Origin of the sequence: Liquorilactobacillus mali (genome assembly GCF_001437155.1) — a bacterium.
Classification (GTDB): domain Bacteria; phylum Bacillota; class Bacilli; order Lactobacillales; family Lactobacillaceae; genus Liquorilactobacillus; species Liquorilactobacillus mali_A.
Genome location: NZ_JQAR01000007.1, coordinates 71,779 through 94,111, shown reverse-complemented (window position 1 = coordinate 94,111; position 22,333 = coordinate 71,779). Strand labels below are relative to the sequence as shown.

Annotated in this window: 29 protein-coding genes, 1 tRNA gene and 3 other annotated features; of the genes, 23 read left to right on the top strand and 7 right to left on the bottom strand. The window is 34.9% G+C overall.

Going from position 1 to position 22,333, the window contains the following annotated elements:
- Positions 1-45: 45 nt before the first annotated feature.
- Positions 46-633 (bottom strand): hypothetical protein, encoded by a 588-nt coding sequence (locus IV36_RS05120; protein ID WP_235810244.1) that lies wholly within the window; start codon positions 631-633, stop codon positions 46-48.
- Positions 634-652: 19 nt separating this feature from the next.
- Positions 653-1,033: a hypothetical protein gene (locus tag IV36_RS05115; RefSeq protein ID WP_056991107.1), complete on the bottom strand. Its 381-nt coding sequence runs from the start codon at positions 1,031-1,033 to the stop codon at positions 653-655.
- 344 nt (positions 1,034-1,377) lie between these two features.
- Between IV36_RS05115 and rpsN the strand changes: the two genes are divergently transcribed.
- Genes rpsN through IV36_RS05100 form a run of 3 tightly spaced genes read left to right on the top strand, consistent with a single transcriptional unit; the run spans position 1,378 to position 2,228 of the window.
- Positions 1,378-1,647: a 30S ribosomal protein S14 gene (rpsN, locus tag IV36_RS05110; RefSeq protein WP_056991112.1), complete on the top strand. Its 270-nt coding sequence runs from the start codon at positions 1,378-1,380 to the stop codon at positions 1,645-1,647.
- Between the two features lie 19 nt (positions 1,648-1,666).
- On the top strand, positions 1,667-1,825 hold the full coding sequence (gene rpmF / locus IV36_RS05105) for a 50S ribosomal protein L32 (protein WP_003690011.1): 159 nt from the start codon (positions 1,667-1,669) through the stop codon (positions 1,823-1,825).
- A gap of 10 nt (positions 1,826-1,835) precedes the next feature.
- Positions 1,836-2,228, top strand: coding sequence for a hypothetical protein (locus IV36_RS05100; protein WP_056991106.1), 393 nt, complete (start codon positions 1,836-1,838; stop codon positions 2,226-2,228).
- A gap of 249 nt (positions 2,229-2,477) precedes the next feature.
- Here the strand turns inward: IV36_RS05100 and IV36_RS05095 are convergent, their stop codons facing one another.
- Positions 2,478-2,747 (bottom strand): hypothetical protein, encoded by a 270-nt coding sequence (locus IV36_RS05095; protein ID WP_056991105.1) that lies wholly within the window; start codon positions 2,745-2,747, stop codon positions 2,478-2,480.
- 231 nt (positions 2,748-2,978) lie between these two features.
- Positions 2,979-3,234 (top strand) — a binding site (T-box leader).
- Positions 3,235-3,284: 50 nt separating this feature from the next.
- Between IV36_RS05095 and IV36_RS05090 the strand changes: the two genes are divergently transcribed.
- From IV36_RS05090 to IV36_RS05080, 3 genes are all read left to right on the top strand, one after another.
- Entirely contained in the window at positions 3,285-3,704 is a 420-nt protein-coding gene (locus tag IV36_RS05090) for an OsmC family protein (protein WP_003690017.1), read from the top strand.
- A gap of 172 nt (positions 3,705-3,876) precedes the next feature.
- Positions 3,877-4,221: a DUF1516 family protein gene (locus IV36_RS05085; protein WP_056991104.1), complete on the top strand. Its 345-nt coding sequence runs from the start codon at positions 3,877-3,879 to the stop codon at positions 4,219-4,221.
- A 644-nt stretch (positions 4,222-4,865) separates the two neighbouring features.
- Positions 4,866-5,843, top strand: a complete 978-nt coding sequence (locus tag IV36_RS05080; RefSeq protein ID WP_056991103.1) for a bile acid:sodium symporter family protein — start codon at positions 4,866-4,868, stop codon at positions 5,841-5,843.
- Between the two features lie 155 nt (positions 5,844-5,998).
- Here the strand turns inward: IV36_RS05080 and IV36_RS05075 are convergent, their stop codons facing one another.
- The gene (locus tag IV36_RS05075; protein WP_056991102.1) at positions 5,999-6,214 is read right to left on the bottom strand and encodes a flagellar basal body-associated FliL family protein; all 216 of its coding nucleotides are present in this window, start codon (positions 6,212-6,214) and stop codon (positions 5,999-6,001) included.
- A gap of 170 nt (positions 6,215-6,384) precedes the next feature.
- Between IV36_RS05075 and IV36_RS05070 the strand changes: the two genes are divergently transcribed.
- The 3 genes from IV36_RS05070 (at position 6,385) to IV36_RS05060 (ending at position 9,744) form a co-directional block, all read left to right on the top strand.
- Positions 6,385-6,594 (top strand): hypothetical protein, encoded by a 210-nt coding sequence (locus IV36_RS05070; protein ID WP_056991101.1) that lies wholly within the window; start codon positions 6,385-6,387, stop codon positions 6,592-6,594.
- Positions 6,595-7,288: 694 nt separating this feature from the next.
- Complete coding sequence (locus tag IV36_RS05065) at positions 7,289-8,587, top strand: WD40/YVTN/BNR-like repeat-containing protein (protein WP_056991100.1); 1,299 nt, start codon at positions 7,289-7,291, stop codon at positions 8,585-8,587.
- 17 nt (positions 8,588-8,604) lie between these two features.
- On the top strand, positions 8,605-9,744 hold the full coding sequence (locus tag IV36_RS05060; protein ID WP_156648635.1) for a hypothetical protein: 1,140 nt from the start codon (positions 8,605-8,607) through the stop codon (positions 9,742-9,744).
- A 555-nt stretch (positions 9,745-10,299) separates the two neighbouring features.
- On the opposite strand, the gene IV36_RS05055 is transcribed toward IV36_RS05060, so the two are convergent.
- On the bottom strand, positions 10,300-11,115 hold the full coding sequence (locus tag IV36_RS05055) for a 2-keto-4-pentenoate hydratase (RefSeq protein ID WP_056991098.1): 816 nt from the start codon (positions 11,113-11,115) through the stop codon (positions 10,300-10,302).
- A 176-nt stretch (positions 11,116-11,291) separates the two neighbouring features.
- Positions 11,292-11,530, bottom strand: a binding site (T-box leader).
- 75 nt (positions 11,531-11,605) lie between these two features.
- Complete coding sequence (locus IV36_RS05050; protein WP_056991097.1) at positions 11,606-11,929, bottom strand: magnetosome magnetite crystal formation protein family; 324 nt, start codon at positions 11,927-11,929, stop codon at positions 11,606-11,608.
- Positions 11,930-12,101: 172 nt separating this feature from the next.
- Here IV36_RS05050 and IV36_RS05045 point away from each other — a divergent pair, with 172 nt between their 5' ends.
- Positions 12,102-12,941, top strand: coding sequence for a phosphotransferase (locus IV36_RS05045; protein WP_056991096.1), 840 nt, complete (start codon positions 12,102-12,104; stop codon positions 12,939-12,941).
- 486 nt (positions 12,942-13,427) lie between these two features.
- On the opposite strand, the gene IV36_RS12045 is transcribed toward IV36_RS05045, so the two are convergent.
- Complete coding sequence (locus IV36_RS12045; protein ID WP_156648634.1) at positions 13,428-13,571, bottom strand: hypothetical protein; 144 nt, start codon at positions 13,569-13,571, stop codon at positions 13,428-13,430.
- Positions 13,572-13,787: 216 nt separating this feature from the next.
- On the opposite strand from IV36_RS12045, the gene IV36_RS05040 reads away from it, so the two are divergent.
- The 13 genes from IV36_RS05040 to IV36_RS04980 all read left to right on the top strand — a co-directional run bounded on the left by IV36_RS05040 (position 13,788) and on the right by IV36_RS04980 (position 22,242).
- Positions 13,788-13,861, top strand: a tRNA-Arg gene (locus IV36_RS05040).
- Between the two features lie 119 nt (positions 13,862-13,980).
- Positions 13,981-14,055: a sequence feature (ribosomal protein L21 leader region), on the top strand.
- 13 nt (positions 14,056-14,068) lie between these two features.
- Positions 14,069-14,377, top strand: coding sequence for a 50S ribosomal protein L21 (gene rplU, locus IV36_RS05035; protein WP_056991095.1), 309 nt, complete (start codon positions 14,069-14,071; stop codon positions 14,375-14,377).
- Between the two features lie 18 nt (positions 14,378-14,395).
- Positions 14,396-14,728 (top strand): ribosomal-processing cysteine protease Prp, encoded by a 333-nt coding sequence (locus tag IV36_RS05030; RefSeq protein ID WP_056991094.1) that lies wholly within the window; start codon positions 14,396-14,398, stop codon positions 14,726-14,728.
- 15 nt (positions 14,729-14,743) lie between these two features.
- The gene (rpmA, locus tag IV36_RS05025) at positions 14,744-15,025 is read left to right on the top strand and encodes a 50S ribosomal protein L27 (RefSeq protein WP_003690054.1); all 282 of its coding nucleotides are present in this window, start codon (positions 14,744-14,746) and stop codon (positions 15,023-15,025) included.
- Between the two features lie 93 nt (positions 15,026-15,118).
- Positions 15,119-16,180 (top strand): M24 family metallopeptidase, encoded by a 1,062-nt coding sequence (locus tag IV36_RS05020; protein WP_056991093.1) that lies wholly within the window; start codon positions 15,119-15,121, stop codon positions 16,178-16,180.
- Between the two features lie 136 nt (positions 16,181-16,316).
- On the top strand, positions 16,317-16,874 hold the full coding sequence (gene efp / locus IV36_RS05015) for an elongation factor P (protein ID WP_056991092.1): 558 nt from the start codon (positions 16,317-16,319) through the stop codon (positions 16,872-16,874).
- A gap of 19 nt (positions 16,875-16,893) precedes the next feature.
- Positions 16,894-17,325 (top strand): Asp23/Gls24 family envelope stress response protein, encoded by a 432-nt coding sequence (locus tag IV36_RS05010; RefSeq protein WP_003690058.1) that lies wholly within the window; start codon positions 16,894-16,896, stop codon positions 17,323-17,325.
- Positions 17,322-17,732: a transcription antitermination factor NusB gene (nusB, locus tag IV36_RS05005; protein WP_187328426.1), complete on the top strand. Its 411-nt coding sequence runs from the start codon at positions 17,322-17,324 to the stop codon at positions 17,730-17,732. The genes IV36_RS05010 and nusB overlap by 4 nt, the downstream gene beginning before the upstream one ends.
- 387 nt (positions 17,733-18,119) lie before the next feature.
- Entirely contained in the window at positions 18,120-18,959 is an 840-nt protein-coding gene (gene folD, locus IV36_RS05000) for a bifunctional methylenetetrahydrofolate dehydrogenase/methenyltetrahydrofolate cyclohydrolase FolD (protein ID WP_056991090.1), read from the top strand.
- Positions 18,960-18,974: 15 nt separating this feature from the next.
- Positions 18,975-20,327: an exodeoxyribonuclease VII large subunit gene (xseA, locus tag IV36_RS04995; RefSeq protein ID WP_056991089.1), complete on the top strand. Its 1,353-nt coding sequence runs from the start codon at positions 18,975-18,977 to the stop codon at positions 20,325-20,327.
- Positions 20,320-20,550, top strand: a complete 231-nt coding sequence (locus IV36_RS04990; protein ID WP_056991088.1) for an exodeoxyribonuclease VII small subunit — start codon at positions 20,320-20,322, stop codon at positions 20,548-20,550. Before xseA ends, IV36_RS04990 begins: the two co-directional genes overlap by 8 nt.
- A complete protein-coding gene (locus IV36_RS04985) occupies positions 20,543-21,427 on the top strand; it encodes a polyprenyl synthetase family protein (RefSeq protein ID WP_056991087.1) in 885 nt (294 codons plus the stop codon). Before IV36_RS04990 ends, IV36_RS04985 begins: the two co-directional genes overlap by 8 nt.
- The gene (locus tag IV36_RS04980) at positions 21,427-22,242 is read left to right on the top strand and encodes a TlyA family RNA methyltransferase (protein ID WP_056991086.1); all 816 of its coding nucleotides are present in this window, start codon (positions 21,427-21,429) and stop codon (positions 22,240-22,242) included. The genes IV36_RS04985 and IV36_RS04980 overlap by 1 nt, the downstream gene beginning before the upstream one ends.
- Positions 22,243-22,333: the final 91 nt, after the last annotated feature.

Below are 22,333 nucleotides of genomic sequence, written 5' to 3'. Positions count from 1 at the left end.
GGATTCCCTTTTCAATAGGATTTTTATTCATTTACACAAACTATTTTATACTCTCATAGGAACAGTAACTACGCCAGTTTTTGTTACTCCATTACTTATGTCTCCGTCCCAACTTTCTCCACTATCTGCTTCGTGTTGCTCGGATCCGTTGTATATATATGTTCCTTGAGTTGGATATACAGAAACATCACGATTGGCTTTTACTGAAAAATATAGTCTTACGAAGCCTTGAGCTTTAAATGTTCCATCATTAGCCGACTTATAAGTTGTTGGACTGTCAAGCGTGTAAAGAACAACTTTGGGAACGGAAATTGTAGCAGCATTCCAAGAAGTATCTGTGTAGTTAGTAGAGTATGTTTTTGCTTTTGAATAATTGTAGCTCTGATAATCAACTGTTATTTTTTTAGAAGTTGTTGATGATTCAGTGCTTTTTTCAGAATTAGTAGTTTGATGTCCTGATGCTTTAGATGTGCTATTACTGTTAGAAGAACTTGCCCCTTTTTTGTTTCCTCCCACAAGCCCAAATGCAAAAAACAGAACTATAATAGCTAATACCCAAATCCACCATTTTTTATACCAAGGTTTTACTTGGACATAAGTGTTTCCTTCTTCGTCTTGAATCTTTCTAGACATAATAATTCCCCCAAATTATTTATTTTCTAAGTAAAGCAAGTATACCAGTAATGATAAACAAAATTCCTCCGGCTATACCATATACACCACAAAATCCCCCAATATATATGCCTATAGCTAAGATAACCCATCCAATCAGTTTTCTATTTTTGTTGATAAAAAAACATAAAATAAAGGCAAGGACAGCTAAAAGAATTCCAAAGATAAATTTAGTTGTGTAAATTCCGCCACCGCCCCAAGCGTCAGCAAGTGATGCCACTCCTAGCCCTGAACCAATTAAAAGAACGGAAATAATTAGTGAAATTGCGCCCATAACTATTTCAACTGTTCTTTTTCTATTTGTTTCTGGTTCAATTTTCTTATATTTTTTACCATCTGTTCCCTGAATAATTTTTGCCATATATGCTCCCCCCTGGAATATGTATTCAGCTTTTATAGTCATCAGTTTTTGGACTATAGCACTTTCAATATAAAAAACTATTATTTTAAATAACTATCATTTGTAGTTTGAACCAATCCGTATTTATTTTCAAGTCGAGTTTAACATAGTTGAAATACGGAGACATATTTAGAAAAATGTAGAAGTCGATAATTTTTATTATTTTTCACTGTGATTACTTTTTAATGATAATGACAAATCGTCCTATAGGCAAAGATTAAAACAGTAATAATATTTACAAAAAGGCAAAAGAGGTGTAATATAAATAGTAATTGTTACTGTTTAAAAAGAAAGAAGGAATTATTTTGGCTAAAAAGTCTAAAATAGCAAAGCAAAAGAAATTAGAGATGCAGGTTGCTAAATATGCTGAGAGAAGAAAAGAATTGATTGCAAAGCATGATTACGAGGGATTAAGCAAACTACCACGGAACGCTTCGCCAACTCGATTACATAATCGTGATTTTTTGGACGGAAGACCACATGCCTACATGCGTAAGTTTGGAATGTCAAGAATTAGATTTAGAGAATTGGCACACAAAGGACAAATTCCTGGTGTAAAAAAGGCTAGTTGGTAAAAAAAGAGGGGGAATAATTATGGCTGTTCCAGCAAGAAAAACATCAAAAAGCAAGAAAAATAAACGCAGAGGGAATAAAAAGTTAACTGTACCACCATTTTCCTTAAATACTTCTACAGGTGAATATCATCGGAGTCATCATTATTCACTGGAGGAGATAAAAAACCGTAAGAAGTGAGGTATTTTTTATGAGAGTAATTTATCCAGTTCTTGTTGAACAGGCGGTTGAAGAACTTGCTGAAGGTGAAGATGTAACGTTAGATTATAAAGCACAAGTTTACCAAGCGCTAATAAAGGACAAAATTATTGATGAATTTGGTTTGCCGACAGAATATGCTTTGAAGCAAGGATATGTTGAGAGTATCACAGAAGAACCATATCTTGAGTGGGATGAATTTCTTGATATTTATCCTATATTTAAAAAATGTGAGAAATCAGAATTTGAAAGAATCGATGGCTTTTGGGAAGTAACAACAGATCTTCAAAAGAAGCTGATGAGTGAGTCTTATCAAGCAACATTAACTAATATTGAAAAGGCTCAAATTCAAGAATTTCTGACAGGAAGACAAGAAACTATTTAGTACATACTGTTTTACCCATCCATTTATAACTTTGGTGAAGATAGTAATGGAAAGAAAAGTAGAGAGTAATCGAATCTGCAAATTTTATTATTAATGTAAAATTACTAATGTCAGTTATTTCGCTGTGAGTTACGCAAAAGAAGACAGCAAATTTTTAATCATAGAAAATGAAAAGGAACCAGATCAAGAGTCGAATTTTGATCTGGTCCTTTTTTAAAGTGTTTTTAATTTTGTCTGAATTTGTTTATATTAGAAGTTTCCGTTATCGTTGGCTTTTACGAATTCTTTGATTCTTGTCGCCTTTTCTCTCAGCAGAAATTGTTCTTCTTTCCATGATTCGTATACTTGACTTGTAGCGCCAACTACATAGACAGTTGTATAATACATTTGTTTACTCTGTGGATCAATGACCGTTTTTTGTCCAACATGAAGGAGTCTCCAGCCATTTTCAAGGTAGTCATTTGCAATAATGTTACTATTAGCATCGTCGAATTCAAAAGTGAAAACAATATCTTCCATTGACACAACATTCCTTTCTAAGATAAAAATCTAATTTACAGGAGTTATTCTAGCATAAATAAAAGCGCTAACATAGAGATTTGTTTATAGAATTAAAAATGCATGTATTTTTTTTCAATGAACTATGGGTAACAATGGAAAATACTTGATGATGAAGAAATTATGCTTAATCCCAGTAAATATTATTGACATTGCTCCTTTAAAAATATATTATTATCTTACTTATAATTTGTAATTACCGTGAAGAGATAAGTAATGGTAGGAGTAACTTTAGAGAGCTTGCATCTGCTGAAAGCAAGTATTATGAATATCAAGAAAATGGTCTTGGAGTAATATATTGTCGAGCGGTTTCTGTAAGACAGTATTGGAGGGATCCCATTACAAATCCAGATATATCATTCTAATCTGAATGAGTATCTCTTGAGTCATTTTGATGTGAGTTAAAATGTAAATCTAGGTGGTACCACGAATACAATTCGTCCTTGAAAATATATTTTCAGGGGCTTTTTTAATTTAATCAAACAAAGGAGAGATCTTATGGGAAAGTATGTAGTTAATTCAAGTATCAGAAATATTGGTTACCAAGTTGGAACACAGGCTGGGGTTCATCGCTATTTAATGGATGAACCGACAACTGCTCGTGGAACTGATGCAGGTCCCAATCCAGTACAGTATTTAATTGGGGCGGTGAATGGCTGTCTAACTATTACTGCCCAATCAGTTGCAAGAAAATATAAGATTAAGCTTGAAAAATTCGATATTCGTTCAGTGGGAAATGTTGCTAAGCATGAGGATGGGACCTCCGAGGTCGATGAAATTGTGGTTAATATTACATTTAAGGCTGATATTAATGGGAAAGCCAAAGATGATTTTATTGCAGAGACGCTTGCTAAGTGTACTGTCCATAAAACACTAGAGGCAGGAGTAAAATTCACTTTTAATTTTGAACAAGAATAGGAAAAATGGGGTAGTTTATCACACAGTAGGATTTGCTGATTACACAAGATCTTATTGGAAATAGGTTAATTATGCAAAAATTTTGTCAGTAAAAATCGCAGTTCAGAGATGCATTTTGAAATTTTATAAACTACAATAGAATTATGAATAATTCGAAGTAGGAAGTGATTGAATGATTTGGTTATGGATGCATCTATTTTCATGGATCGTTTTACTGATTGTTGTTCTCTTTGCAGTTTTCAGTAGAAATGGTGCAGGTAAATTATTAAAGATGATTGCAAGGATTTGTTATATGGTCGCAATTATTAGTGGAATAATCCTTTTAAAGTATGCTTGGGAAACATCACCTGTCTTAGCAATTGTTAAGGCCGTTCTTGCAATAGGATTGATAGGTTTTTGCGAGATATACTTTAGTCGTAAGAAGGGTGTTGGGAATAGTATTAAGGCTTTATTGGTTACAGCAACCATAGTTGTTGGTATTATAGGTTTTATTTTAGCGGGCGGACGTCCATTTTGAAAAAAACAAATATAGAAAACGGAAAATAAGTCGGCAAAATTTAAACATTAGTTGCAAAATTGCGAGCATAGCGGGTCAATTTTTGTTATGAGTAATTCGTGTTAGACGATTAAACTTACAAAACAAGTTTATCTAGATAAGTAGAGAGCTAGGATAAAATTAAACTTTTGACCAGCTCTCTTTTTGTTTTTCCTAGTGGCAGTAAATATTGAGAAAGGTCGTGGCAAACCTTTTTAAAAGTATTTTTTTTAAATAAATCTTGACTGTATTTGTAGTCAGATTTAGTATAAGACTATCGATAATTAATTTTTGATGTCAAAAATGTTTTTTTTTAATTGTTTTGTTATTTATCAACTTTAGAAAAGAGGAAATCTTATGCCGTACATGAACAGTCAAATTGTGAATGTTATTGTCATTATTCTAGTTATTATTACCATGCGTGTGCGTGATTTTATGACTGGAAAATTTTGGCTTGGCTAAGATTTGAAAAATCAGAGAAACCACCGCGCGAATTATAGCACGGTGGTTTTTTGTTTATATGGGAGGGAAAAAATTTAATAGGATATTAATGTTTTTATTCAGTTAATGAAGGCCTTAAGAGAGATAAAAGGAATAGTTTAATAAATTAGAAGGGATTTAAAACAATGAATAAAATTGAAAAGATAAGTAAACTAATAGGAAAGTATTTTACGTTAGCAATTGTTTTTTGGGTAGTTTTCAATTATTTTTTGCCGAAGACAAGTGAATGGGTAGTTCCAAATGTCGCATATTTGTTAGGAATAATTCTTTTTGGGATGGGACTAACTTTAAAATTGCAAGATTTTGAAAGAATTGCTAAGAGACCATTTCCTGTTGTTGCAGGAACTTGTGCACATTATTTGATCATGCCGACAATTGCTTGGGTTTTATGTCTAGTGTTTCAACTAAAAGGTGCAACTGCAGCAGGTGTGATTCTAGTAGGTTCCTGTCCAAGTGGAACCTCATCAAGTGTAATGGCGTATTTGGCAGGTGGCGATGTTGCTCTTGATGTATCAATTGAGACACTATCAACATTGCTCGCGCCAGTTGCATTACCTGGATTATTATTACTTTTTGCGGGAAAATATGTTGATATTCCGACGTTTTCATTATTTTTAAGTACGATAAAAATTGTTTTAGTGCCAATTCTGCTTGGATTACTAGTACATCATTTGTTTAAAGATAAGATCGAATGGGTGACGAAATTTTTGCCTGTTGTCTCACAACTAGCAATTCTTCTAATAATTGGGGCAGTAATTTCTGCTAATCACGCAGACTTGATGACAACACAAACTTTACTTGTTATTCCAGTTGTAATGCTGCATAATTTATCAGGTTATGGACTTGGATACCTATTTTCAAAATTAATCAGATTAAGGACGCCACAGAGAAAGGCAATTACATTTGAAGTGGGAATGCAAGACTCAAGTTTGGGAGCAACCTTGGCCATGAAGTATTTTGTTCCGGCTGCAGCAATTCCTTCTACAATCTTTAGTATCTGGCATAATATATCTGGATCTATTCTAGCAGTTAATTGGAAAAATAAGTCAATTAATGATGAAAACGCGAAGATGGAGAAAAAAGGGAAACCGGCTGTTGATTGAAGTATGAACGAACTTTGAATCAACAAATCAACAAGTGGAGACAAAATTTATAGAATGCATTTGTAAGAAATAAATAGAGGAGTCGGATCAAAAATTTAACTTTTGACCCGACTCCTTTCTTGGTGCATGAAGAATATCACTAAATACAAAAATTGTTAATTATTAAAGCTCTTTGAAGATGGCTTCTTACCGCTAGGCATACCTTTCATTTTTTTACCATTAGGTACACCTTTCGAATTACCCATTTGAACGCTGGTTTGTGCATTATGGGCTCCGAAGTAATATCCGATTCCACCACTTGCACCTGCAATTAATAAGACAAATAGCCCGATAATTAATATTTTCCTTGTGCTACGATCTTTGGCTGTCATAATTGATTCCTCCTTATACCTTACATCAATGATGATATCCTAAGAAATTTTCATTTAAAGGAAGATAACTTGTCTTTTTAGTAAAAAAAATATGAAAAGAAGAAAATTTGTGGAATAAACTAAATATCATATAGTGTATAATTGTAATGGTGAAAGGGAGCTGAAGCATAATGATGAAAATCTATTACAAAGCAGACTATGACAAAAAAGAAATTGAATTTGAAAAGCCTGGTGATTTTGTGGGAAGTCTCTTGGTAGATGATCCTGAACTGCAAGATGGTTATGAAGTATTTAAAGTGACGATAGATGGAAAAGAAGTAACGGATTTTAATGGCAAAACAATGCTTGATCTATTTAATTATTATTGGAAAAGAGTATAAATATAAAAATATAGTTGGGCTAGATTCATTGTTATGTCGTGTGGGTAATCACTTGTTGGTCGTCATTGATTACTATCTAACTTGTTGAGTGACGTAAAGTAAATTAAGATATTTATAACTGCATAGATATGGGATTTCTAGGGACTTTAACCGGTTTGGTTAAAGTCCCTTTTTTCTATTAAAAAAATTATTGCATAAAATTAATAAAACAAATGAGATTATTTACAAAAAAGGACTCGTAATAAAGTTATGAGCAAATGCAAGTCTTTGAACGTTCAGAAGTTTCAAATGAATTCTGAAGTGTAAATAAGTTTAATATGCAACTTGCAAAAAATCATTTTCATAATGCAATTTATTGAGAATAGTCCGTTAAAAGAATCTAGATGTCTGTTTTCTAATGATTTTTAGTCATAATGTTTTATGAAAAATCTATAACTTCATATACTCTTAATTAGTTATTTTATTTAAGAAAGTAGGGAGTGATTGAAGATATATGTAATAAATTTAGTTATAGGTAATGATAAGGGACAGCGAAGATAAGTGCGTTTGAATAAAAAATGTGGCAAAATAGTTATCAAAGTAGGCTTTTTTGTTATACTTGAATATGATAAATTTTGTACTTTTTTCTATTGAATGTTAAAGAAAATAAGTGAATAATAATATCTATCACGAAACAAGTGGGTGAAGGGGAAAGATGAACTTAAAAAAATGGGGTTTGGCTGTTATGATCTATATTGCAGTTTTTTTTGTTGTAGCGCTTTTCCAAGAACAAAGATGGAATGCCTTTAGAAATAATCCGGCATGTCAGGTTGTTCAAGCGAATACAAAAAGAAAGGCACTGCATAAGATTGCTAGGAAAATAGCCACATATTATCAAGGGTGGCAAGTACCATATGATTATCGTGTGGGATATGAGTATGATATTTCTATGCCTTGGCAAGGAGAAAATCGGTACAAATTTAATTATATTTTTAATACAGCAGTTAATAATAGAAGCATTGGGCAAAATTTTGGGGGTTCAATGTTTGATGGCTCAATGTACGCAACAAAAACTTTTTATTTGCACCATACTGGAAATCACTGGTGGATTCAAAGTAAAGGAAAAAAAGAAGAGTTGGTTAAGTCAAAATCGGTTAAGAAAAATAAAAAAATAGCCAAAAAAGCAGTTGTTAAGTCGATTGATGCGAGCGGTAAAAGGTCATTAGGTTCCAGTAATCATTCTGCAGTTAAACTTCCTGCGACAATAACCCATTCTGAGAAAATGCAATATTTTACACAAAATCAAACCATGTTTGTAACATATGACAATCGAAAAACAAAAGTTGAGGTTCCGAATGGTTATCAGCAAGTGTTTCTAACTGTAAATAATACGTATAACGAAACACTTAATCCAGGAAGCTATATTGTTACGCCGGAATTCACAGCTTTTGTTGCATATCGTGCTAAAAGTACGGGCTTACTTTATAGTCTGGATGAAGGTAAGCACTGGGAATTTTCACAATTTAAGTACAATGGGTTCCGCGGGAATGCTTTTATTTCTAAAACCAGTGACAAGGTTTTTGTCACCTATGCAACAGATGAGTCATTGGGAACAGAATACTACCTAACTGTTTCGAGTAGTGATTTAAAGAATTGGGAAGAGGTCAAGTATCAAAAGAAGTTGGACCAGAGTAATGTTTCACTTGTTTATTGGGGGAATGATCACTTGGTTTATTATGCAAGTAAATTAGGTGGATTTAATTTTTCTGATGATGGAGGGCAACATTTTCATCCTGTCACATTAGAATTTCCAGATAATATTAATAATATAACTGGAGGTAATCCTTTTACAGTTCCAACTTATATATATACAAATCAAGGCAAAATGTATTTGATTATGAGGCAAGATCAAAATGGAGATTATGCAAGGGACCATCATCTAATGCAAGCAGTTTTAACTCAGAACCTAGAATTAAGTTCATTCGTATATCAACGACAACAGGCGGAAAAATGAGAGAGGTGAGCGTATTGATGAAAACATTCAGGATAGCAAGTACAGCAGTCACAGTGCTTTTTTCAAGCTTTTTTATGTACAATGCGCTTGTACTATTTGTTAGATATGGTAGTTTGATTCAGGGACTATTAATGCTTATAGCCGGGATACTAGTTGGACAATTGTTTTTTCTAAATTGCTATAATTTATTTGGATATGAAAGATCAACTAGTAGTAATTCATCGGCGGAAAGCGTTTGGAGACACATTTACCGAAGCAATTATCTGGTTGCTTTTTCATATGGGCTAGCTAGTACCGGAGGAGTAATTTATTTATATCGTTATTTTCCGGCTATGTTTATGTTTGGAATATTAACTCCTTTTATTTTGTTTTTATTTCTAATAATATATGCATATTGGAAGAGAAACAGATTGAATAAGTTTGACCCTTTTGGCAGAGTTTTTGAGACTTTAGAGGTTGAAGAGTTAAGGCCTAATAAGATTAAAAGTCATGAGATACTTAATCAGTTTATTAAGAAGCGCTTTCAAAATCAGCTAATATTATTTGTCAATATGAACTTAATTATTTTTGTAGTTTATTTCAGTATATATTTTAATAAGTATAGTTCTTTATTGATATATTTATTGCTTATTTGGGAGGTTACAGCCATTATTTCTTACTTGGTGTTAAATATAAGAGAAACAATTAGAGTAAGGCAGCATATTTATGATGGCGAATATGCTGAAATTATCTTGTTCTTAAAAAATATTTACAGTATTCCCAAGGATAAAGTGGTTAGAAGTAAAGCTTTTGAACAATATCTGATTTATGCATTATATTTAGATAATCAATATAAACAATGTCTTAGAGTCTTGGAAGGGGCGGTTTTTCAAAGTGCAATAGCCATTTGGGTCGAACCATACAAGGTTTTTTGTCTATTGGAGCTTGGAAGATTTGATGAGGCAAAAGATGCGTTTGAAAAAGTAAAAATGGGCAACAGTATGATAAAGTCAAAAAGGGCCAAGAATGTGGTCATTAAGTATGAACAATATTTTACAGAGCTTTTTAAGGGAAATAATGCAGCTGCTATTGAAGTTGCAGAGAGTTTAAAGAACAAAGAGCAATCTCAAAAGGAAATAATTGACCATTTAAAAAGACTTGCTAAGAAATATGAGTAGCTGTGTAATATTAATGAGATCAAGAAGGTCTCAATGAGATAGCAAATTTTAATTTGTGAAACTGGTTGTTTATTGCGGAGTCAAAATTTGGTTAATCAGACGCGCAGCATGATTTTCTTTTGGTTCCAGTCACTCAGCTAGTTTTGACACTTTGATACTAAATAAGGTCTGATTTATATCATAATTAGTGTATATTTTGGATATTCTTTTCATTAGGAATTGTTTTTGAAAGTGCTGGCTGCAACCGGTACTTTTTTATTTTTAATCACACCAAAAGAGCTGCACTAGAAAAATCATTACTTTTTCTGATGCAGCTCTTTAACTTAGGGACTTATGATCCCGCGCTTTTATATTATTGTTTCGGATAAATGTGTTCTATAAGCTTAAAACTTTTCTGTCCAACGTATAAATACTTAGAGCAAAGGATTCACTGTGTTCGTAATTTTACGTTAGTATTCAAATTTTACAAACCTATGTCATAACCTATTCACGTTCCTGGTTATTTTAAACCCATTATTAAGATTAAATAGATATTAGCCATCAACGCTAGTATGTTTATTTAGTGACGTTTAATTCAACATCACCCAATCCATTGTCAAAATGAGCCGACCAAGTTCCTTCTTGTAGCTTAGGAGGCAACACAAAAGTTCCAGTTGAAACATATTGGCCAGCTGTTAATTTCTTACCATGTTGCTGTAATTTAACAACTAGCCATTGCAATGATTTTAATGGATTGCCAAGAACTTCTGACGATGTACCTTTTTTAAGAGATTGATCATTGAATTTGAGGTTGCAATGTACTTCTGAAACAGCTTTGACGCTTTCAAAAACAACTGTTGTAGGGAACAAATCACCTACGACAATCAATCCGCCGACAGCGGCATCTGAAACAACTAGATTTTTCTCAAGACTTGGGAACCAGTCCTTGAATCTGCAGTCGGGAACTTCAAGCGCACCCGCAACACTTGTTTTTTGCATCAGTTGTTCAAGGTCATCTTCTGGACTGAGATCCTTGTCAACACGAAATGCTAATTCAACTTCGACTAGCGGTTCTAACATATCACTGAGTGCAAAGCTGGCAGGTGAGTGTAGGAAACGACTCTCAACTTGAGCTCCATATAGGGGTGAGTCAGAATCAAACATTTTTTGTGTTTCTTCACTAGTGAGTGAGATCTTATAGCCGCCAACAGCTTCATTCTTAAGTTCCATCAGGCGGTTTTGCACGCGATAAGCACTCTCTTCATCAGGTACTTTGTTAGACCAATCTGCGACATCGAGCGGTTTGTTTGTTGTGTAGGCTTGATATAGTGTATTTGCTAATGTTTCTTCAGTTTCAGTTAAAGCAGCTAATTTGTTTTGTTGTTTTTCCATTGTGATAATCTCCTTTTATTTATGGATTTCTCACTTTGTTTAGATGAGAAATCACTATTGACTTAATCTGTATTTTGTCATCATTCTTAATAATGCCGCTTGGATCATCCATAGGTCCTCATCTCCTTTCAAAATTATACGAATAAAAAAAACGCCCTCCAGCAGAATAACTCTGCTTAAAGGACGTTAAAAACGTGGTACCACCTTTTTTTATACCTGAAACTAATTTCAAGTACCTTAAACAAACTGTCAAAACAATTCGTTGTCTCTGTAATGGGAGTACCCAGTAGAATCTACTCAAAGTTCGATCTGCAACTCATAGGGGATTTTCACTAATTTAAACTTAATCATCTCACACCACCCGATGACTCTCTGAATTGTTCAAAGAAACTACTTTCCTAATCAACGTTTAATATTCGTATTAACTTGTTAATCGTATTTTAGTAATACTCACATAAAATGTCAAGAGAAAATTTAAATTTTCTATTTTTTAATCTTGTGCAAGAATTTTGATCCCTTTGTATATGTTGTAAATAAATACAATTAAGTCAATCAACGAGACTATACCAAGGGCTAAAACGACTCCCCAACCTGTTAACTGTGCTTGGTCTGTTACTATACCTGTTGTACCGACAAAGATGATTCCCATGAGGGTAAGAAAAACAGGAAGCAGATGCAATAAAAACGCTTTTTTTGCGTGATTACGGATGACTGGCTCGTCGGCACAGACAAACCAGATAATAAGTGGAAAGATAAATGGTGCGAAAACGATAGAAAAATAAGAAAGAGCACTTAATATTTTAATTTTTTGCATAATTTCCCCCAAAAAGTAAAAGTCATTAATTCCAGCGTAATCTGAAATATAATACTATGATATACTGAAACTGTTAAGCTAACAATTAATCGCGTGTTTCTGAATAATTTTTTATACAGAGCATTTTTATAGATGATATTAATTTTTTATTTTGATTTAGGGGGATGAAGGGATGCTCGTTGATTTTTTAAACGATTATTATCAAGCAAATTTAAAAAGTATTCATGATGTGGCAGGCAATCAACATCTTGTTGGAAACAGTAAGGTTTTTCACAAACCGCTTTTTGTCAAGATATTTAAAGAAAAGGCAATGTTTTATGCTGAACAACACGTTAATCAATTCTATTATCCAGATATATACTTAGATAGTGTAATTTTTGAGGATAAGTACGTTGTAACTTTGCGTGACCGCAACTTAAAAGACGTTGACAACCGAAAGATGACTCCTGAAATGGCATATGAATATGGCAAGCTGTTAGGCAGTTTTCATCGGAAAGTTACTGGAAATGTTTCAGTTGAAGATAACAGACAACCATTGTCGCAACTTTTAACACAGAAAGTCGAACAGCTGCAAGGAAGCCTTTATTACGAAAATGCGCAGAAGGTTCTTGAACTTTTGAAATCAGATTTCGACAAGGATAACCTTGAATACGAACAGTTGCCAAAAGTGGTACTACATGGTGATTTTAGTGTGCGCAACATTATGGAATTTGAGGGTAAGAACATTTTGATTGATTTCGAACGTTCTCATGTTGGGACAAGCTACCAAGACTTTATCAAATTCTTCTATAATGAGGTTCGTGATGTCAAATTACGAAATGAGTTCTTGAAGGGATATGAACAAGAACATCCTTTTGAGATACCTAGCAATGATCTTCAACGCTGTTTATTGTTTTTATGTGCTCTTGATATCAGTCAGTATAATATTACCCATTCGGGTGGTAAATTTGGAGATATGGCAAGTAATATGATAGCAACCATTAAAGATGGTGATGCAGTTCTGAAATTATAGCAATTATTTATTCTAAAACCACTAAGTATCTGAAAAGTTTTTTTATCACTTGTATAGGACGCATGTCTGAAAGATATTGACATTTTTAAACTTGTCGAAAGCACAGTGGGGGTGTTTCATGGACATCACCAAGCTTTTATTTTGTTCTCTAGAAAGGCGTTGTACTTAATTGATCATTCGTAGAGAACATTTTTTTTGCAAAAAAAAGTTGATAAACGGTAATTTAACAGTCTATCAACAGGAAAATATAATTTTTGTTTTAAGAATAAGGTAGTTACAATTCAGAGATCTCTCCGAATTATGAACTTAGTTTTATGAACTAAGCCTATGGATAATTTGAAGTAAGATTGAGAATTTTGACTTATGGAATACATTTATCCAGAATAAATAGATGAGTCAGGGCAAAATATAAGTTTTGATCTAGTCTCTTATATATGCTCGACTTTTTTAGAAAACGCTAAGATAGAATAGATAGAATACTCCTACCTAGTTTTCGAAACCCTTTGAATTTCGTTGAACTTCATCATTTTTGAAATGCTTATATTCATTTCTTTTTTGCTGCACATTTCCAAAAAATTGGACTAAAGTCGCAAAAATGAGGATTCCAATAATAGCTATGAATGTCGTCATTTAAGTCACATCCTTCTTCTTATATGTCATTATTATTACATTATTACAAAAAAGTTTCAAGAAAAAAGTATCATGTGAATAAAGACAAAGTAGTAAAACAGAGGAAAAACATTTTAGAAGGGTCTATTAGAATTAAAATGCATTGATTATACACTTATATTCCAAAAGTAATTGACAGTTTATTTAGACTATCATATAATAATTGGTGTTGTTTATGGCTCGGTAGCTCAGCTGGATAGAGCATCCGCCTTCTAAGCGGACGGTCGAGAGTTCGAATCTCTCCCGCGCCATTGTCGTGATTACTTAGGTGGGGACTTGAACATTTCTATGTTTCAGGTCTTTTTATCTGTCAAAGTGATTGACGCAAGATAGAAAATCTGCTATGATTCTAATGTTGTATTTGTGCATGCCACAACTGCAACCGCACATGACCAGTTCACAAGAGTCTTTTGACCACTCAGTCGTGGCGAGTCTAAGTAAATTAAGGAGGTGCACATATGTACGCAATTATTAAAACCGGTGGCAAGCAACTTAAGGTTGAAGCCGGACAAGCAATCTACGTTGAAAAATTGACTGCAGAAGCAGGCGAGAAGGTAACGTTTGATCAAGTTGTTTTAGTAGGTGGCGAAGACACTAAAGTTGGGAAGCCATTTGTTGATGGTGTAACTGTTACGGGTACTGTTGAAAAGCAGGGCCGTGAAAAGAAAGTTGTTACTTTCAAGTACAAAGCAAAGAAACATTCACATACAAAACAAGGTCATCGTCAACCATATACAAAAGTTGTTATTGATGCAATTAATGCATAATTATTGAGGTGGATTTGAATGATAAGGGCTTCTTTTATCTACAAGGAAAACCAACTAGTTGGTTTTGAACTTAAAGGACATGCTGAGTCAGGAGAATATGGCCAAGATATTGTGTGTGCAGCTGTTTCCGTTTTGTCAATTAGTACGATAAATGGTCTTGAGCAACTTGCAAAAGTCAGAGTACATGTTGACACTAATGAACAAGATGGTGGGTTCATGCAAGTACAACTTGATGATTCTGCTGTTGATAATGAAGCTGCACAGTTGCTACTAGCTAATTTTAAATTAGGTATTAGTGATGTAACAACAAACTATTCTGATTATATTGAAATTACGAAAAATAAAAGCTAGGGAGGTGCACTAACTATGTTAATGAATTTACAATTCTTCGCTCATAAAAAGGGTGGTGGTTCGACTTCTAACGGACGCGACTCTGAATCAAAACGTTTAGGCGCTAAGCGTGCTGATGGACAATTTGTTTCTGGTGGTTCAATCCTTTATCGCCAACGTGGTACACGTATTTATCCAGGTGTTAATGTTGGTATGGGTGGCGACAACACATTATTCGCTAAAGTTGAAGGTGTTGTTCGTTTCGAGCGTAAAGGTCGCGACAAGAAGCAAGTATCTGTTTACCCTGTGGCTGAATAGATTAAATAAAGCTTTTGATATAAGATCAATACGGAACGTTACGTTTTGTGTTGGTCTTTTTTTATTATTTTTCAAAGATGGGAGGAATTTTTAATGAGTTCAAAAAGAGTTGAAAATTTACGCGAATTAATGGCAAAAATGAGTATCGACAGTTTTTTAGTGACTGACCCACTTAACATCTATTACTTGAGCGGTTTTACGGGAGATGATGGACTGCTGTTAGTTACGGAAAATAACCAATACTTGATTACTGACAGCCGCTTTGAACAACAAATTAAAGCAAATCATTCTGACTGGAATTTCTGTAACACTCGTAATTACTTAAAAACAGCTTGTGAACTTGTTGAAAAGGAACATCTGTCAGCAATGGCCTTTGAAGATACGATCTCATATCAAGATTATGATTTCATAGATGAGAATGCTGCTTCGGACATTGTCCCCGTTTCTGCAGTTATTGAGAAGTTGCGTGCGATCAAGGATCAAAATGAAATTAATGAAATTCGTGAGTCTTGTAAGATTGCTGGAAAAGGATACGAGTTCATGTTGCAAAATGCTCATGTGTCTCAAAGTGAACTGGAACTATCTAATGAACTTGACTATTTTATGAAAAAGAATGGGACAGAGGAGAAGTCTTTTGAAACGATTGTCGCAAGTGGTGATCGAACGACCTGGCCTCATGGAACAGCAACTAGAAAGCTGTTAGAAGATGGTGACCTGCTAACGGTTGACTTTGGTTACTATTACCATCATTATACTTCCGACGTAACCAGAACTTTCTCATTAGGAAAACAGACTCAAAAGGTCAAAGACTTGTATCAGATTGTCCTGGAAGCCGAGCGTAGAACAATTGAGGCAATAAAACCGGGAGTAAGCGGACGCAGGTTAGATGAAATTGGGCGTGGATTTATTGAGAAAAAAGGATATGGCAAATATTTTAATCATGGAATGGGTCATGGTATAGGACTAAATATCCATGAATTACCGAATGTTGGTTCACGCTTTCCAGATATTATGGAAGCAGGGCACATTGTAACCATTGAACCGGGAATATATGTTCCTGGGACAGCGGGTATTCGAATTGAGGATGATGTCTTAGTTACTGAGACAGGTTTTGAAATTTTAACAAATTTTCCAAAAGATTACTGTGAAATATAGATAAACTTGCTTTTTTGTGCAAAGTGTTGCTATTATAAAATGTGTTCTATTACTCTGGGAAATTTTGTGTGATGATTATATGGTAGAATGATCTCAAGAGTAACTGCCCGGAGATATAATTTGTAGGAGGATTATAATGATTTCAGTAAATGATTTTAAAAACGGTTTAACAATTTTGGTAGATGGAGAGATTTGGCGTGTTGTTGAGTTTCTGCATGTTAAACCAGGTAAGGGTTCAGCTTTTGTGCGCTCAAAACTTAAGAACTTGCGTAGTGGTGCGGTTCAAGAAAAAACATTCCGTGCAGGTGAAAAAGTAGAAAGAGCACAAATCGACAATAAGAAAATGCAATATCTTTACGCTGATGGAACTAGCCATGTATTCATGGATATGGAAACATATGAACAACTCGAGTTGCCAGAAGAACGTGTTAAACAAGAGCTAAATTATTTAAAAGAGAATATGGTAGTAAGTATTATTATGTACGGTTCCGAAACACTTGGGGTAGAATTACCAAACACTGTTGATCTTGAAGTTAAAGCCACAGAACCAGGAATCAAAGGGGATACTGCTTCTGGTGGTTCTAAACCAGCTACTCTTGAAACTGGCTTAGTTGTTCAGGTTCCGTTTTTCATTAATGAAGGTGACGTATTAACAATCAATACCCAAGACGGTAGTTATATTTCTCGTGCCTAAATCAAAGGAGGTTTCGATGATGGCAGAAAATAATAACATTATCATAGAAAGTAAGGAAGCAACACTAGGACACATTGAGATTGCGCCCGAAGTAATCGAGGTGATTGTCGGTATTGCTGCAAACCAGGTTGATGGTGTTTATTCAATGCGTGGTTCGCTTGCCAATAGTGTAAATGAACTTTTTGGGCGTAAGAGCCGTGGCAAAGGGGTCAAGCTCGGTCAGTCACTTGATACATTGACAGTTGAAATCTATGTTTTTTTGAACTACGGTGTCTCGGTACCTAAAGTTGCATCTGAAATTCAAGAAAAAGTTAAGCAACAACTATTATTTATGACAGGGCTAGAGTTAGCAACTGTAGATGTCTATGTTCAAGGAGTCGTTCCTGAGAAGCAAGTTCCGACCGTTGATCCTAATAACTTATTTGATGAGGAAAATGGTGGCGAGAAGTGACTATGAGTAGACACGATATGCGCAAAATTGCCTTTCAGATGTTATTTGCAATGGAGAGCAATCAAGATATTGTTGTTGATGAACTGTATTATCAAGTCAAAGATGATGATGAAAATGAAACCGAAGAAATACCAAGTTATGTTCGTATTTTAGTTACAGGTGTTAACGAGAAAAAGGCGGAGCTTGATGCAACTATTCAAAAATATTTGGGCCAAGGTTGGACTCTTATACGTCTTAATAAGACAGATGTAATTATTCTGCGAATAGCAATCTTTGAAATTCAGGATGTTGATGATATTCCAGGAAAAGTTGCTTTAAACGAGGCTTTGGAGTTAACAAAGGAGTTTAGTGACGAGAAATCACGTCGCTTTGTTAACGGAGTATTGTCAAACTTGATCTCAAAGTAAAAAAGCAAGGCAGTTTAACTCAACACTGAAAAATGAATGTTTAAATTTGGAACATCTAGGCTATTATCTGGCTAGATGTTTTTTGTTAAAAAAATAATTTGATAAACCGGTTATTAGATTTAAAATCATTTTGAAAGAATTCACTGGAGTAGCTAAACAAGATTACAATGTTAAATTCTTTGAATTTAGTAAATTCTTGTTATCGGAGATAGAGTAGTTTTTGAAAGTTAATCAAAAACTGATTTCTACATTTAACAAGAGTAATCTGATAAATTTTACTGATTAATCATGTATGAAGTTGATGAAAAATTAGTTAGATATGCTAAAATGGAATGCAGGTATGAGCATTAAGGTGTTCAACAATTACATAAGTTAGGATGAATGATGATGACTGAAATTCTAGATGGACGTGCACTTTCACGCAAAATCAGACAACAATTGAAGCAGCGGACGGCTCGTTTACGCGAGCGGGGAATTATTCCAGCACTAGCGGTTATTTTAGTTGGTACTGACAGTGCGAGCCAAATATATGTACGCAATAAGCATCGTGCAGCGGCAGAAGTTGGACTCGCTACACACGATTTTAAGCTGCCAGAGACAACGACTGAAGAGGAGTTATTAGCATTGATTGCTAAGTTGAATGTTGATCCTTCTATTCATGGAATTTTAGTACAACTGCCATTGCCTCCACAAATTGATTCTGCGAAAATAACTGCAGAGATTGATCCGTCAAAGGATGTTGACGGATTTCATCCTCTAAATGTTGGACAACTTTTTCTCAATAATCCACAGTCGCTGCCTTGTACACCACATGGTATTATGAGGTTATTAGCAGAGCACCAGATTGATGTTGCAGGGAAACATGCAGTCGTTGTTGGTCGTAGCAATATTGTTGGTCGTCCAATTGCTGCGTTATTGTTGAATGCAGATGCAACCGTCACTGTTACTCATAGCAAGACTGCTAATTTGCGTGAGTTGACACGTCAAGCAGATATTTTGATTGTTGCAATTGGTCGAGCTGAATTTATTAAGGCGGCAGATGTCAAACCAGGTGTTGTTGTGGTTGATGTGGGGATGAACCGTAATGCAGCAGGCAAATTAGTCGGGGATGTTGATTTCACTGAGGTTGAACCGATAGCTGAAGCAATTACACCGGTTCCCGGAGGCGTAGGACCAATGACGATTGCATTGTTATTAGAACAGACGGTTAAGTTTGCAGAAAGATAAAATGGAGGATAAAAATTGTCAGAAAAAGCGTATTTAACAGTGAGTTCACTGACAAAATATCTCAAGCGAAAGTTTGATGCTGATCCTTATTTGGGTAAAGTATATTTAACTGGGGAAATCTCTAATTATCGTCCTCGCCCCAATGCTCATCAATATTTTAGTCTCAAAGATGAGCATGCAAAAATAAATGCGATTATGTTTAGATCTGCTTTTGATAAGGTTAAGTTCAAGCCAGAAGAAGGAATGAAAGTTCTTGTAGTTGGTCGAATATCGCTTTATGAAGCAAATGGAGGATATCAGATATACATCGAAAGGATGGAACCCGATGGTGTCGGTGCCCTATACCAAGCTTATGAACAGTTAAAGAAGAAGCTTGCCCAAGAAGGACTATTTGGTGTTGAAAAGAAATTTCTGCCGAGATTTCCTCGAAAAATAGCCGTAATTACGAGTCCATCAGGTGCCGTAATCAAAGATATAATGACCACTATCAGGCGGCGTTATCCAATTGCTCAGATTGTTTTATTTCCAGCTCTTGTTCAAGGAGAAAGTGCTGCTGCTGATATTGTTGCACGAATTCAGCAAGTCGAAGAAATCGGTAATTTTGATACGCTCATAATTGGACGTGGAGGTGGCTCCATTGAAGACCTGTGGCCATTTAATGAAGAAATGGTTGCGCGAGCAATTTTTGAGTGTCAGATTCCTGTCATTTCTTCTGTCGGCCACGAAACTGATACGACAATTGCTGATTTAGTAGCAGATGTCAGGGCGGCTACTCCGACTGCTGCAGCAGAATTGGCTGTACCAGTGCTCAGTGATGAAATTCTGAAGATTCAACAATTACGTATAAGATTGCTGCAAAATCTGCAATCTAGGATTAAACTGCGACAGCAGCTAGTTAATAAACTGATTAATTCATATGTTTTTCAACAACCTGGACGGCTTTATGAAGGTTATCTGCAAAAAATTGATTATCTTAGAAAGCGCGCACAACAAGCACTTCAGCAAAGAATGACCGAAAATGAAAGAGCGGCAAGGTCATTAATACAAAGACTGCAAGAACAGGCACCTTTTGAAAAGTTGCATTTGTATGACTCAAAAGTTGAATATTTAACACAACAACTTGATCGCTCAATTAAAAATTATTTTCAAAAAAATGAGCAGAGATTGGCAAAAGCAATCTCCGACTTAGATATGCTGAGCCCGTTGAAAATTATGGGTCGAGGGTATAGCTATGTATCTGATAACGAACAAAGAATCATAAAGTCTGTTGCGCAGCTTAAAACAGATGACGTGATAGATATTCATTTGCAAGATGGCAATGCAAAAGCAAAAGTGATGGAATTAAGGAGGACAAAGAATAATGGCTGAAAAAAAGAATTTTGAAGATAATTTGAAAGACCTGGAAGAGATCGTGCAAAAGCTTGAACAAGGTGATGTACCATTGGAACAGGCTCTAGAGGAATTTCAGAAGGGTGTTTCTCTCAGCAACGAATTGCAAAAAACACTTGAAAATGCTGAAAAGACACTTGCAAAAGTGATGGATAAAGATGGAAATGAGACTGATTTTGAAAGAGATTCGGCTAATGAATAGAAGAATGCAGGATTTTCAAAGTACAAATTTGCCTAGATTTGAGAAAAAAATCGCAGAATTTTTGAATAACTTATCCGCAGAAGCAACTTTGAAAGATGCAATGGCTTATTCTGTCGAAATCGGTGGGAAAAGAATTCGTCCACTTATGATTATGGCAATTTGTTCGTTTTATAATAGATCAATTGATGATGATGTCTTGGCCGTTGCTGGCAGTCTTGAACTTCTACATACGTACTCACTGATTCATGATGATTTGCCAGAAATGGATAATGACGATCTTCGAAGGGGCAAAGCAACAAATCATAAGGTATTCGGGCAGGCTGAAGCTGTTTTAGCAGGTGATGGATTATTAACACTTGCATTTGATTGGATCGCAAGAACTGGATTGGACTCAAAGAGTAAAGTTGACCTAATAGCTGCCCTAGCAAAAGCTGCAGGACCTGAGGGCATGGTTAGTGGACAGATTGCAGATATAGAGGGTGAGCACAAAACACTGAATCTTGAACAATTGAAGAAAGTTCACGAAAGAAAAACTGGAGCTTTATTAAGATATGCATGTCAAGCAGGAGGAATCCTTTGTAAAACAGAAAAAGAAGAACTTGAGCTGTTGGTGAACTTTGGTGCTTCTTTTGGATTAGCTTTTCAGATATATGATGACATTTTGGACGTAGTCTCAACAACAAAAGAGATGGGAAAGGCAGTTCATAAGGATAAAGGTGAGAACAAAAACACATATCCAGTAATTTTAGGACTCGATGGTGCTTATCAAAGATTGGGACAGGCGCTTGAAGACGCAAAGAGTGTGTTGGTAAAATTAAATGCTAGCGATAGTGTTTTAGCGGATTTTCTAGAATATTTCAAGAGAAAGGAAAGTTAATGAAAAAGGAACGAGTTGATGTGTTGCTTGTTCAACAAGGTCTTTTTGATACACGTGAACAAGCAAAACGGGCAGTAATGGCTGGAGAAATATTAGGTGAAAATGAAGAACGCTTAGATAAGCCTGGGATGAAAATTAATATTGAGACTGAGCTACATTTTAAGGGGAAAAAGATGCCTTATGTGAGTCGAGGTGGCTATAAACTTGAAAAGGCACTCAGAGTTTTTGACGTGGAAATTAAGAATAAAACAGTCCTTGATATCGGCTCTTCTACCGGCGGGTTTACGGATGTTGCATTACAAAATGGTGCGAAAATGAGTTATGCATTGGATGTAGGAACTAATCAATTGGCTTGGAAGATTAGACAAGATCCGCGTGTAGTTGTAATGGAAAATACAAATTTTCGATATAGTAAACCCGAAGATTTTACTGAAGGCTTACCAGATTTTGCTACGATAGATGTCTCCTTTATCTCCCTTGAGCTGATTTTACCGCCATTGCATGCAATCCTGCAAGATTCAGGTGACGTGGTTGCGCTGATTAAACCTCAATTTGAGGCTGGTAAGGCCAATGTTGGAAAGAATGGTATCGTTAGGGATAAAAAAGTCCATTTGGCAGTATTAGACAAAATCATTAGTTTTGCACTAGAGGCAGATTTTGATGTTTGTGGAATTGATTTTTCTCCAATTACAGGTGGCGAAGGCAATATTGAATTTATTTGTCATCTGAAAAAAGTCGCTGGCAACGGAGTTAACAGAACAGGAATTGACAATAAAGAACTAATTGAACAGGCATATGCAACTTTTGGTAAATAATCATTAATTTTTATAAGCTTTTTCTTTAATATTTATTCAAAATAGGCTATTATAATAATAAATTATGAATAAATGTGGGGGACTGGTGATT